The organism is Streptomyces sp. NBC_00341 (assembly GCF_041435055.1).
Taxonomy (GTDB): Bacteria; Actinomycetota; Actinomycetes; order Streptomycetales; family Streptomycetaceae; genus Streptomyces.
Window position 1 is genome coordinate 2,746,741 of record NZ_CP108002.1, and the last position, 12,857, is coordinate 2,759,597.

General features: G+C 72.2%; 7 protein-coding genes. 1 reads left to right on the forward strand and 6 read right to left on the reverse strand.

What is annotated here, in order from left to right:
• Positions 1–44: 44 nt before the first annotated feature.
• From OG892_RS12285 to OG892_RS12295, 3 genes are all read right to left on the reverse strand, one after another.
• Positions 45–4,172 carry an Rne/Rng family ribonuclease gene (locus OG892_RS12285; RefSeq protein ID WP_371629128.1) on the reverse strand — a complete coding sequence of 1,376 codons (4,128 nt, stop codon included), beginning with the start codon at positions 4,170–4,172 and terminating at the stop codon, positions 45–47.
• Between the two features lie 231 nt (positions 4,173–4,403).
• Positions 4,404–5,186 carry a TIGR03936 family radical SAM-associated protein gene (locus OG892_RS12290; protein ID WP_371629129.1) on the reverse strand — a complete coding sequence of 261 codons (783 nt, stop codon included), beginning with the start codon at positions 5,184–5,186 and terminating at the stop codon, positions 4,404–4,406.
• Between the two features lie 122 nt (positions 5,187–5,308).
• Positions 5,309–6,499: a hypothetical protein gene (locus OG892_RS12295; RefSeq protein ID WP_371629130.1), complete on the reverse strand. Its 1,191-nt coding sequence runs from the start codon at positions 6,497–6,499 to the stop codon at positions 5,309–5,311.
• Positions 6,500–6,633: 134 nt separating this feature from the next.
• On the opposite strand from OG892_RS12295, the gene OG892_RS12300 reads away from it, so the two are divergent.
• Complete coding sequence (locus OG892_RS12300) at positions 6,634–8,286, forward strand: IS1182 family transposase (RefSeq protein ID WP_371629131.1); 1,653 nt, start codon at positions 6,634–6,636, stop codon at positions 8,284–8,286.
• 121 nt (positions 8,287–8,407) lie between these two features.
• Here OG892_RS12300 and OG892_RS12305 read toward each other — a convergent pair whose 3' ends face one another.
• The 3 genes from OG892_RS12305 to OG892_RS12315 form a co-directional block, all read right to left on the reverse strand.
• Entirely contained in the window at positions 8,408–9,043 is a 636-nt protein-coding gene (locus OG892_RS12305) for a LysE family translocator (RefSeq protein ID WP_371629132.1), read from the reverse strand.
• A 127-nt stretch (positions 9,044–9,170) separates the two neighbouring features.
• The gene (locus tag OG892_RS12310; protein ID WP_073739038.1) at positions 9,171–11,099 is read right to left on the reverse strand and encodes a TIGR03960 family B12-binding radical SAM protein; all 1,929 of its coding nucleotides are present in this window, start codon (positions 11,097–11,099) and stop codon (positions 9,171–9,173) included.
• A gap of 50 nt (positions 11,100–11,149) precedes the next feature.
• Entirely contained in the window at positions 11,150–12,685 is a 1,536-nt protein-coding gene (locus OG892_RS12315; RefSeq protein ID WP_371629133.1) for a CHAD domain-containing protein, read from the reverse strand.
• Positions 12,686–12,857: the final 172 nt, after the last annotated feature.

Below are 12,857 nucleotides of genomic sequence, written 5' to 3' on the forward strand. Positions count from 1 at the left end.
GGGGAACCGGTCCGGCTGCGTACGGGCACACGGTGCGAGGCCGGTCAGACCTCGTCCGCCGAAGCGGTGACGGAGGACGGCGCCTGCTGCTCCGCCGCCACCGTCTTCTTCGCTGCCGCCTTCTTGGCCGTCGTCTTCTTCGCGGCGGTCTTCTTGGCGGCCGTCTTCGTGGTGGTCGCCTTCTTCGTGGCCGCCTTCTTGGCCGTGGCCTTCTTGGCGGTCTTGCGGGCCGCCTTCTTGGCCGGTGCGGCGTCGGACTCGGCGTCGGCGTCGCCCGCGGGCGCCGCCTCGGCCTCGGGCTCGGCCTTGGGCTCGGCCTCGGTGGAGGCCGTCACCACGACGGTCGCGGCCTCTTCGGTGCCTGCCGGAGAGCCTGCGGGCGCGGTGGCCTTGCGGGTCGCCCGGCGACGGGCCCGCGGCGGTGCGGCCGGCTCCTCTGCCGGGACCTCCACGTGCGGAGCCTCGGCGACCGGGTCCTCCGCGGCGACCGGGTCGGCGTCGGAGACCGGCGCCTGGACGGCCGCGGCCGGCTCGGCCACCGGCTCCGCCGGAGCAGGCGAACCCGCCGGGGCGGTCGCCTTGCGGGTCGCACGACGGCGCGTGCGGCCCTGGGGCGCCTCGGCGGCCGGGGCCTCCTCGGCAACCGGCTCCGGGACGGCCTCTGGCTGCGGCTCGGGCGCCACGACGGGCTCCGGCTCCGCGACCGGCTCGGCCGCCTGAGCGGGCGCGGACGCCTGCTTCGGTGCACCGGCAGGGGCGGTCGCCTTGCGGGTCGCCCGGCGACGGCCACGGCCGCGCCCTGCTGCCGCCTCGGCCTCTGCCGGACTGCTGTACAGCTCCTCGTCCGCGACGAACTCCGGCTCGGGCAGCGCCAGCGGGGCGGCGACCTCGGCCGCCACCTCGGCCTCGGTCTCGGTCTCGTCGTCGTGATCCTGCTCGTGCTCGTGGCCGTGCTCGTGCTCGTGGTCCTGGCCGGAACCGCCCCGGCGCTTCTTGGACCGCTTGCCGTTGCCGCCGCCACCGCCCACCGAGGTGGGCTGCTCCATGTGCACGATCACGCCGCGCCCGTTGCAGTGGACGCAGGTCTCGGAGAAGGACTCCAGCAGACCCTGTCCGACCCGCTTACGGGTCATCTGGACCAGGCCCAGCGAGGTGACCTCCGCGACCTGGTGCTTCGTACGGTCGCGTCCCAGGCACTCCAGGAGGCGCCGCAGCACCAGGTCCCGGTTGGACTCCAGCACCATGTCGATGAAGTCGACGACGACGATGCCGCCGAGGTCGCGCAGCCGCAGCTGGCGCACGATCTCCTCGGCCGCCTCCAGGTTGTTCTTGGTGACGGTCTCCTCGAGGTTGCCGCCCTGACCGGTGAACTTGCCGGTGTTGACGTCGACGACGACCATCGCCTCGGTCTTGTCGATCACCAGCGAGCCACCGCTCGGCAGGTAGACCTTGCGGTCCAGCGCCTTCATGAGCTGCTCGTCGATCCGGTAGGTCGCGAAGATGTCGACCTCTGAGGTCCACCGCGACAGCCGGTCCGTCAGGTCGGGCGCCACGTGCGAGACGTAGCCGTGGATGGTGTCCCACGCCTCGTTGCCGCTGACGATGACCTTGGAGAAGTCCTCGTTGAAGATGTCGCGGACGACCCGGACGGTCATGTCCGGCTCGCCGTAGAGCAGCGTCGGCGCGTTGGAGCTGCCGCTGCTCTTCGACTTCTTCTGGATGTCCTCCCACTGTCCCTGGAGCCGCTCGACGTCGCGGCGCAGCTCGTCCTCGCTGGCGCCCTCCGCGGCGGTGCGGACGATGACGCCCGCGTCCTCGGGGACGATCTTCTTGAGGATGGTCTTGAGCCGGGCGCGCTCGGTGTCGGGCAGCTTGCGGCTGATCCCGGTCATCGAGCCCTCGGGCACGTAGACCAGGTAACGGCCGGGCAGCGAGACCTGGCTGGTGAGGCGGGCGCCCTTGTGGCCGATCGGGTCCTTCGTCACCTGGACGAGGACGGACTGGCCGGACTTGAGCGCGGTCTCGATGCGGCGCGGCCCGTGGGCCATGCCGAGCGCCTCGAAGTTGACCTCACCGGCGTACAGGACGGCGTTGCGGCCCTTGCCGATGTCGACGAAGGCGGCCTCCATGGACGGCAGGACGTTCTGGACCTTGCCCAGGTAGACGTTGCCGACGTAGCTGGTGGCCTGCTCCTTGTTGACGTAGTGCTCGACGAGCACGTTGTCCTCGAGGACGCCGATCTGGGTGCGCTCGCCGCTCTGGCGGACGACCATGACGCGCTCGACGGCCTCGCGGCGGGCCAGGAACTCGGCCTCCGTGATGATCGGGACCCGGCGGCGGCCCTGCTCGCGGCCCTCGCGGCGGCGCTGCTTCTTGGCCTCCATACGCGTCGAGCCCTTGATGGACTGGACCTCGTCGAAGCCGGTGCCGGGCTCGCGCTCGGCTTCCTTCTTACGGGGCTCGCGGACCTTGACGACCGTGCGCTCCGGGTCGTCCGTGCCGTTCTCGGCGTCGGACGAGGAGTCACCGCTGCGACGGCGACGGCGACGGCGGCGACGGCTGCTGCTCGAACCGGCGGCGCCGGAGTCGTTGTCGTCGTCGTGGTCGTGGTCGTCGTGGTCGCCCTCGTCCTCGGACTCGTGGGCGCGCTCCTGCTCGTCCTCCGAGCGGTCCGAACGGTGGTCCGAGGTGAAGGTGTCTTCGGTGGGCTGCTGCTGCTCCGTGCTCTCGTCCTCCGCGGACTCACCGCGACGGCGGCGACGGCCACCGCGACGGCGGCGGCGCGAGGGCCGGTCACCGTACTCGTCGGTGTCCTCGCCGTCGTGCTCCGCGTCGTGCTCGCCCGAAGGCTCGTCCTCCTGCGCGGCCTGCTCCTCCACCGGGGCGGCGGCCGGAGCGGGTGCGGCGGCGGGCTCGGCCTCCGCGGCCTCACCGCGACGGCGGCGACGGCGGCGCGAACCGCCCTGCGGGGCCTCCACGGGGGCGGCTGCCTCGGCGACCGGGGTCTGCTCCTCGGTCGTCCCGATCTCTTCCTCGGGCTCCTCTTCGTGCGTGCCGGTCCCAGCGGCGGCGGCCGCGGCAGCGGTCTCCGGGGTCTGGAACATCGGCTCGGAGAAGACCGGGGCCTGGAACACGGCGACGGCGGGGCGGGCGGCGCCGCGGCTCCTGCGCACGGGCTCCTCGACCTTGCCGGTGAACTCGGGGCGGCCCGCGGCGGCGGTGGCGCGGCGGCGCTGGCGGCCGCGCGGGGCGGCCTCCTCGACCTCCGCGGTCTCGGCTGCCAGCTCCTCGACGGCGGTCTCGGGCAGGCTCTCGCCGGTCTGGACCTCGGTGCGCTCCTCCGCGGCCTGCGGGGCACCGGCCGGGGAGGTGGCCTTGCGGACGGCACGGCGCCGGCCGCGCGGGGCCTCGGCCGGCTCGGCCGGTTCGGCAGCCGGGGCGGCCTCCTCCGGCTCGGCAGCGGCGACGGGCTCGGCGGTCTCGGTACGGGTGGCCTGCGGCGCACCGGCCGGGGCGGAGGCCCTGCGGCGGGCACGGCCGCGCGGCGCCTCCGCGACGGGCTCGGGGCTCGCCTCCGCGGCGGGCTCCTCGACGATCTCCACAGCCTCAGCAGCCTGCGGAGCACCCGCCGGGGCGGTGGCCTTACGGGACGCACGACGACGCGCACGCGGCGCCTCGACCGGCTCAGCCGCGACGGGCTCTGCGGCCACGGCGGCGGGCTCCTCGACGATCTCCACAGCCTCAGCGGCCTGCGGAGCACCCGCCGGAGCGGTCGCCTTACGGGACGCACGACGACGCGCACGCGGCGCCTCGACCGGCTCGGCCGGCTCAGCCGCGACCGGCTCAGCGGCCACAGCGGGCTCCTCGACGATCTCCACAGCCTCAGCGGCCTGCGGAGCACCCGCCGGAGCGGTCGCCTTGCGGACCGCGCGGCGGCGGGCCCGGACGGGCGGGGCTGCCTCGGTCTCGGTCGCGTTCTCGGTGCTGGGGTCCGACTCTCCGGCGTCAACGGCCGGTATGGCCGACGCGCCGGCCACACCCGGTGCGCCGCCCGAGGGCGGGCCGGCCGGGCGGGACGCCGCACGGCGCCTGCGGCGCGGCGGCAGCTTGTCCCCGGGGGTGTTGCTGTCTTCTGCGTTCCCGGTCGTGCCGGGTTCGGTGGGCTCTTGCATGCGGGCGGTTCTCCCGTCGCGCTCCCGGGCGCCGCGTCTGATTCCGGTCCGGCACGGTCCGCATGTGTAAGCGGTACCGCCGTCCGGGGCGCGGGCGCCGCACGGGGGCTGAATGTCTGGCTCGCCGGTTCCGTACACGGTGTGCGCACGGCCTGGCGAAAGTCTTATGGGTCTGCGCGCGGCCCGGACCAGGTGGCTACCCAGTCCGAGGGCTGCGCTACAACGACCGCCTTACGCGGTGCCCGCACCTTCCGGCGCCGTCGCGACGGCGGTCCCGGTGGCCGTGGGTAGCACGGCCGGGGCTGCCTCGCGGTCAGGCGCGAGCGGGTCGGTCACCGTGCCGGACTCCTCGTCGAAGAGCCCCTGCGCCAGCCTGGTCACCGCAGCGGGGACAGGCGGCGCCAGGTCGGCCACAACGCGGAGACCGGACAGGACGTCGTCAGGCCGTACGGCAGGTGTCACGTGCCGAACAACCAGCCGCAGTATCGCACAGGCCTTGACCTCGGGCCTATCAGCCTGTTGATCAAGGGCCCGCAGCTCCACCACGGCGGAACGGGCGTCGAAGCTGCGCACGCCGTTCTTCGTACGGCGCTGGACCTCGACGGTCTCGGCCCCGTTGAAGGCGGCCACGGCCTTCTCGGCCTCCTCGTGGGAGACCCCGTCCAGCCGCATCTCCCAGACGGAGGCGGTCAGCCGGTCGGCGAGGCCCGAGGTGCGGGCCTCCACGGCGTCCGTGATGTCGAGCCCGTCCGGCAGCGAGTCGTTCAGCAGTTCGCGCAGGATATCTGGGTCACGCGCCTCTGTGAGGGCGATCTCCAGGAACTCGGCCTCACTACCCGTGCCGGTGGGGGCGGCATTGGCGTAGGACACCTTGGGATGCGGGGTGAAGCCCGCCGAGTAGGCCATGGGCACCTCTGAGCGGCGCAACGCCCGCTCGAAGGCACGCTGGAAGTCACGGTGACTGGTGAACCGGAGGCGGCCGCGCTTGGTGTAGCGCAGACGAACGCGCTGCACTGCCGGTGCGGGCGGCGGGCCTTCGGGCTGTCGCTTGCCCAGTGGTTCTTCTCCTCGGTGCGGGGCGGACGCGGTGGCGCACCGCCCTCGAGATACGGGTGGCCCGGGGTGTCCGCTCCGGCTCACCCCCGCTGGGCGGCTTTCCCGCCGTGCAGGGAGATCTCTGGTTCGGGCGCCGCGCTGGGCACAGTCGTTGTACTACCCAGAGTACGCGCAACACGCCTGTCCGGTTCCCGGGGCTCGTGCACGGGCTGCCCGCCGACCAGTGCCCGCCACGCGTCGCGGCGCGCCTGGCGCACGGTTTCGCGGGCGGTGCGCAGCGTGTCCCGGGCCGTCCGGCCCGCCGCGACGGCTGCCCGCCGGACCGGGACCCACACGGCTCGCCGCACGAGATGCCCGACGGGGGCGCACACCGTGCGGTAGGCCCAGGCCACCGGCGCCCCGACCAGGTACCACGCCAGCCGGGCCAGTGCCCGGCCGACGGCCCGCGAGACGAATCCGGCGGCGCGCCAGGCGAACCGGAACGCGGCCACGACCTCCCGGCCCACGGGGGCGAGCACCCGTTGGTACCCCCAGACCAGCGGGGTGACGAGAGGCACCAGCACCAGGAGCCGGAGACCGGCCCACACCCCCCGGAATCCGGCGGCGACGCCACGGGCCAGCAGATCGAGGAGCCAGGCGGTGCCGTGGCCCAGCGGGGTGAGCAGTTCGCGGTACACCCACCGGGCGGGCACGACGACCAGGTGGCGGACCATCCAGGCGGCGGCCAGCCCGAGGGGCACCAGGACGTATCGCCACGCGCCCACGGCCGGCAGGACGAGGACGGCCCTGAGCAGCCATCCGATCCCCGTGAGGACGCCGCGCCCGGCGGGAGCGAGCAGCGCCAGGCACACCCAGCGCAGCCCGTGTCCGAGCGGGGTGAGGACCGCCGCGTAGAGCCAACCGAGCGGGACGACGATCCCGTACCGCACCCCGGGCACCACGACGTACCGCCAGAGCGCGGTCCACGGCCACACGAACACCGCCCAGGCCAGCCACCGGAGCCCGTGGCCCAGTGGCGTCAGCACCCACGCCCACAGCCATCCGGCCGGAACGGCCACCAGGACGTGGAACAGCCAGGACAGCGCCCGCCCCAGCGGCCGGAGCAGCGCCCGCTCCGCGGCGCGGGCGCAGGCGACGAGCGCGTCCCACACCATCCGGACCGGCAGGACGAGCACGAGGACCACGATCCGCACCGGAATCCGGACGAGGGTGGTCAGACAGCCGTCGCCGCTCTCGTACCGCGCGGGGGCCTGGTGCTCTCCGTAGTCCATGCACCCCATGACGCGAAGGCCCGGCCCCGGGGTTTCCCGACGCTGTTGGTTAATTCGGGCCTGTGCGTGACGTCGGCCCTCAAGACCCGGTTGTGGTCTTGAGGGCCGACGTTGTCGTAATGGGGTGGGTACGGGTGTCGATGCAGCCGAAGGAGCCGGGGGAGATCCCGCCGGAGACGGTGCGGGTCGCGCGGGCCGCGTTCCCGAGGGGGAGTCTGGCGATCCGGGTCCGGGACGAGCTGGGGCCGTTGTTCACCGACGAGCAGTTCGCGGATTTGTTCCCGGCGCGGGGAAGGGCGGCCTGGTCGCCGGGGCGGCTGGCGTTGGTGGTGCTCTTGCAGTTCGCCGAGGGCCTGACCGACCGGCAGGCCGCGGAGGCGGTGCGGGCCCGTATTGACTGGAAGTTCGCGCTGGGGCTGGAGCTAACTGATCCGGGCTTCGACTTCTCCGTGCTGTCGGAGTTCAGAGACCGCCTGGTCGGCGCGGATGGCGGTCGGTCGGTGTTGGACGGGATCTTGACCGCTGCCCAGAAGAAGGGACTGCTCAGCAAGGGTGGCAAGGCCCGGACGGACTCCACGCATGTGTTGTCCGCGGCGCGTGAGCTGAACTGGCTGGAGCTGGTTGGCGAGAGTCTGCGGGCGGCGCTGAACGCGGTGGCCCGCGCCGAACCGGACTGGCTGTGCGCGCATGTGCTGCCGGACTGGTTCACGCACTACGCGACCCGGATCGAGGACTCGCGTTTCCCTAAGTCCCAGGCCAAGCGGGTCGAGGTGGGGCGCCGGATCGGCGCGGACGGCATGCGTCTGCTGGAGATGGTCTGGACGGACAGCACACCCTTGACGCTTCGGGCATTGCCGGAGGTGGATTTCCTGCGGCACCTGTGGGTCCAGCACTTCCACCTGGTGGAGGGCGAGGTGGAACGGCGGGACCCAAAAGACCGGCCGCCGGGCGCGAAACGCCTGGTCACCCCCTATGACCCCGAGGCCAGGGGCAGTGTGAAGCGTGACACTTTCTGGGACGGCTTCAAGGTCCATCTCACCGAGACGTGCGAGCCGGAGACGGTGCACCTGATCACGAACGTGGCCACCACCGTCGCCACGGTCCCCGACGACCGGATGGCCGCTGTGGTCCATGCCGGCCTCGCGGAGCGGGATCTGCTGCCCGACGAACACTGGGTCGACACCGGCTATGCCAACGGCGGCGCGCTGGTCGCCGCCCGCCGTGAATACCGGGTCGCGCTGCACGGTCCGCTGAAGTCCGTGACCGTTCCGCACGCCCGTGGCGAGGCCACCTTCGGGCAGGACGCGTTCACCATCGACTGGGACAACCAGCATGTGACCTGCCCGAACGGCATCACCAGCACCCAGTGGCACCAACGCCGTTCGGAAACCCGGCTGCCCACCATTCGGGTCCGGTTCTCCCCCGCGGACTGCCGCACATGTCCCCAACTGCGGCAATGCGTCAACTCCCCGAACGCCCAGCGCCGCGAGATCAACCTCAGGCCCCACGACGAATACGAAGCACTTCAGCAGGCCCGGAGACTCCAGGAAACCGACGAGTGGAAGGACCGCTACAAGATCCGTGCCGGAGTCGAAGGGACCATCTCCCAAGCAGTGCAAGCCTGCGGCCTGCGCCGATCCCGCTACCGCGGCCTACCGAAGACCAGCCTCCAGCACCAGCTGACCGGCGCCGCGGTCAACCTCATCCGCATCAATGCATGGCTCACCGGCACACCCCACGCACGCACCCGCACCAGCCCCCTGGCAGCACTTCGCCCCGCCGCATAACGACGGGGCGAAGTGCTGCCAGGCCCGAATTAACCAACAGCGTCCGGGGTTTCCCGGGCCGGGCCTTCGTCATCGAGCTGTCACCCGGCCGGAGCCGGACGGTGTCACTCCCGTCTCCTCGTCAGGTGCTCTCCACAGCCAGGCCCGCAGCGAATCCGAGCAGCGCGAGGCCGCTCGCCTGTTCCGTACGGCGCCGGAAGGACGGCCTCCGGAGCCGCTCGCCCAGCGCGGCGGCTGCGCCGCTGACCACCCAGTACCACACGGCCAGTTCCATGACGTCGATCGCGGTGAACAGCAGCGTGGAGCCGAACACGGGTGACCCGTGCGGAAGGAACTGGGGGACGAGGCTCATATAGAAGACCCCGGCCTTGGGGTTGAGCAGGTTCGTCCCGAGGCCGGAGCGGAAGGCGGCCATCCGCCCGTCCGGGATCTCGTCCGGGGCCGTGCTGTCCCCGTCCCCGTCACAGGGGCGGCGTCTGGTCCGCCACAATGCCGAGGCGCCCAGCCAGGCCAAGTAGCAGGCACCGGCAATCCGCACTCCGTCGTAGGCGATGTGGGACGCGGTCAGCAGGGCCGTCAGCCCGACTGCGGCAGCCAGACCCCACACGAGGCACCCCAGCAGGATGCCCAGCGCGGCGGCGCGTCCCGCCTTCCGGCCGTGCGCGAGGGAGGCCCGCAGCACCAACAACGTGTCGAGACCGGGGGTGATGTTGACGAGGGCGGCGACACCGGCGAACACAAGGACGGCAGTGAGCATGGGGGGAGGCTGGAGGAAGCTGCTCACGCTCCTCGGCCCCGAGCCCGGCGAAGGATCTCGGCACGCTCGGCGTCGGTCGTGCCGACGGACGCCTCAGGCGTCCGCCGGATGTCGTCTCCCCTGGTCGCTAGGGCTTCTTGACCGTCAGCGGGAGGAGCTTCTTGCCCGTCGGGCCGATCTGGATGTCGAGGTCCAGCTGCGGGCACACGCCGCAGTCGAAGCACGGGGTCCAGCGGCAGTCCTCGACCTCGGTCTCGTCGAGCGAGTCCTGCCAGTCCTCCCACAGCCAGTCCTTGTCGAGGCCGGAGTCCAGGTGGTCCCAGGGCAGGACCTCCTCGTACGTCCGCTCGCGGGTGGTGTACCAGTCGACGTCGACACCGAAGCCGGGCAGCGTCTTCTGCGCGCTCTTCATCCACAGGTCGTAGCTGAAGTGCTCGCGCCATCCGTCGAAGCGGCCGCCCGCCTCGTAGACGGCGCGGATGACGGAACCGACCCGGCGGTCGCCGCGGGAGAGCAGGCCCTCGACGATGCCGGGCTTGCCGTCGTGGTACCGGAAGCCGATCGAGCGGCCGTACTTCTTGTCGCCGCGGATCTTGTCCCGGAGCTTGGCCAGCCGGGCGTCGGTCTCCTCGACGCCGAGCTGCGGGGCCCACTGGAACGGGGTGTGCGGCTTGGGTACGAAACCGCCGATGGAGACGGTGCAGCGGATGTCGTTCTGCCCGGAGACCTCGCGGCCCTTGGCGATGACGTTGACCGCCATGTCGCCGATCTGCAGGACGTCCTCGTCGGTCTCGGTGGGCAGACCGCACATGAAGTACAGCTTCACCTGCCGCCAGCCGTTGCCGTACGCGGTGGAGACGGTCCGGATCAGGTCCTCCTCCGAGACCATCTTGTTGATGACCTTGCGCATCCGCTCGGAGCCGCCCTCGGGGGCGAAGGTGAGACCGGAGCGGCGGCCGTTGCGGGTCAGCTCGTTGGCCAGGTCCACGTTGAACGCGTCGACGCGGGTGGAGGGCAGCGAGAGCCCGATCTTGTCGTCCGTGTAGCGGTCGGCCAGGCCCTTGGCGATGTCACCGATCTCGCTGTGGTCCGCGGAGGAGAGCGAGAGCAGGCCGACCTCCTCGAAACCGGTCGCCTTGAGGCCCTTCTCCACCATCTCGCCGATGCCGGTGATGCTTCGCTCCCGCACGGGGCGCGTGATCATGCCGGCCTGGCAGAAACGGCAGCCGCGGGTGCAGCCGCGGAAGATCTCCACGGACATCCGCTCGTGGACGGTCTCGGCGAGCGGGACGAGCGGCTGCTTGGGGTAGGGCCACTCGTCGAGGTCCATGACCGTGTGCTTCGAAACGCGCCACGGCACGCCCGACTTGTTCGGCACGACGCGGCCGATGCGGCCGTCCGGGAGGTACTCCACGTCGTAGAAGCCGGGGACGTACACGCCGCCGGTCTTCGCGAGGCGGAAGAGCACCTCCTCGCGGCCGCCGGGGCGGCCCTCGGCCTTCCAGGCGCGGACGATCTCGGTGATCTCCAGGACGGCCTGCTCGCCGTCGCCGATGACCGCGCAGTCGATGAACTCCGCGATCGGCTCGGGGTTGAACGCGGCGTGGCCGCCCGCGAGCACGATCGGGTCGTCGAGGCCGCGGTCCTTGGCGGCCAGCGGAATGCCGGCCAGGTCCAGGGCGGTGAGCATGTTGGTGTAGCCGAGCTCGGTGGAGAAGCTCAGCCCGAAGACGTCGAACGCCTTGACCGGGCGGTGTCCGTCCACCGTGAACTGGGGCACCTTGTGCTCGCGCATCAGCTCCTCAAGGTCCGGCCAGACGCTGTAGGTGCGCTCCGCGAGGACGCCCTGGCGCTCGTTGAGCACCTCGTAGAGGATCATGACGCCCTGGTTGGGGAGTCCGACCTCGTACGCGTCCGGGTACATCAGCGCCCAGCGGACGTCGCACTCGTCCCACGGCTTGACGGTGGAGTTGAGCTCACCGCCGACGTACTGGATGGGCTTCTGCACATGCGGGAGCAGAGCTTCGAGCTGTGGGAAGACCGAATCGACAGACATCGCGAACTTTCGAGAGCCGGCAAGGATGACCATCCAGCGTACCGCGACGCTCAGCTTTCCCGTGCCGCCCGGATCTCCGCCCCGGCTGCCGCGGCCCAGACCCCGGGCAGCTCCCGTTCGCGTGCCGCCGCCGTCCGCTCCTCCTGCCCGTACAGCAGCCCCCAGGTGAACGAGGGCTCGCCGGACAGCTGTGCCTGGACGGCGAGGGCGCGCAGGGCCTCGCGGGCCACCACGCTGTCCTGGTGGTCGCCCAGGACACCCTGGACGGCCTTCAGCCGCTTGGCGGACTTCCGGGCAGGTTTCCCGAGCGCGGGGCGGGCGGCCTCGGCCGCGTAGCGCGCGCGTTTCGCCGCCTTGCGCGCCTCGTGCAGGGCGACATCGCGCTCCGGTCCCGGTGGCAGCTCCAGGGCGTGGGCGATGCGGTGCGCGAGGCGCCGGTGGTCCTTGTGCAGGGCGCGCGGCAGCGCCTTGCCGGGCGGCTTCGCCGCGGCGGGCAGCAGGGGCGGGTCCGCCAGGAGCGCGTCCAGGGTCTCCAGCAACGTCAGGTAGCGGCTGCCGTCGAGTACGGCGACGGTGCGGCGGCGGGAGCCGGTGCGGCGGGCCACCGACCAGATCCGCAGCCGTCCCCGGACCGGTCCGAGGACCAGGGTGCGGGGCAGCCCGTCGAGCCGGGTGCGCAGCCGTTCGTCCAGGACCTCCTGGTCGCGGTCGATGCCGAGCTCCGCCGCGAGCCACTTCAGCTCGTCGGCCACCGGGCCGGTGACGGTGCGGTCGAGGATCTTCCGGTACGTCCTGAAGGCGCTGCGCAGTCTGCGGGTGGCGACCCGCATCCGGTGCACCGAGTCGGGCAGCCCGCGGCGCACGGCCGGGTCGAGGGCGACGATCGCGGTGATCTGGTGCCGTACGTAGGCGAGGACGTGGTCGCCCGCGGTGTGCGGCCGGGACCTTCTGCCGGCCGGTTTCCGCTTCGGGCCGGTCTCGGCCAGTGCCCGCGCCAGTTTGGACGGCGACGCGGAGGGCCGCACCCCGGCCTTGCGGAGCCGCCGTTCGACGGCGTCGAGGAACGCCGGGTCGCCGTCGTCGGCGAGTTCGGCCTCGATCTCGGTCCAGGCGGTGCGGGCGGCGCGAGCGGTGCGGGCCCCGCCGCCGTGCAGCCGCTCGGCCCGGACCCGGTCCACGCTGACCTCGGCGAGCAGCACGCCATCAGGGCCGGTCAGGTGGTGGACGTCGCGCGCGGAGCGGAGCCGGACGACGGGGACGACCGGGGCGTTACGGACCCGGGAGCGGATCAGTGCGGCGAGTTCGGGCGGCAGGGTGTCGGAGAGCGGGGCCCTGATCTCGTCGCGGATGCCGGTGGCGACCGGGAGTTTGAGGTGCCAGCCGGGGTCTCCCCCACCGGTGCGGCGGCGCAGGGTGAGGGAGTCCGCCGCGAGCCGCAGGTCCTCGGTGTCGTAGTAGACGGCGTCGAGTTCGCTGACGCCCAGGTGGTCGACGGCCGAGACGCCGGCCACCCGGCTCAGGTCGGGCAGCCGGGTGGCCTCTGTGGCTTCGTACTTCCGCTCGATCTCGCGCTTCGAGTCCGCCATGAGTCGAATCTAGAGGGTCTTTCGTTTGGATCAGGCTGGATCAGGGAGCGGGGCCTGGTGCCGTGCATCGCAAGGCGGAGGATTGAGGCAACGCGGAGCGTTGTTGATTGACGACAACGCCGCGAGGTGCGGTGCCAGGGCACGCGAGCCCAGCCTGATCCAAACGAGAGGC

What these genes read in the sequence shown, in the direction of transcription:
- OG892_RS12285 (WP_371629128.1), bottom strand. Translation starts at nt 4,172, where the DNA reads ATGCAAGAGCCCACCGAACCCGGCACGACCGGGAACGCAGAAGACAGC.
- OG892_RS12295 (WP_371629130.1), bottom strand. Translation starts at nt 6,499, where the DNA reads ATGGACTACGGAGAGCACCAGGCCCCCGCGCGGTACGAGAGCGGCGAC.
- OG892_RS12305 (WP_371629132.1), bottom strand. Translation starts at nt 9,043, where the DNA reads ATGCTCACTGCCGTCCTTGTGTTCGCCGGTGTCGCCGCCCTCGTCAAC.
- OG892_RS12310 (WP_073739038.1), bottom strand. Translation starts at nt 11,099, where the DNA reads ATGTCTGTCGATTCGGTCTTCCCACAGCTCGAAGCTCTGCTCCCGCAT.
- OG892_RS12315 (WP_371629133.1), bottom strand. Translation starts at nt 12,685, where the DNA reads ATGGCGGACTCGAAGCGCGAGATCGAGCGGAAGTACGAAGCCACAGAG.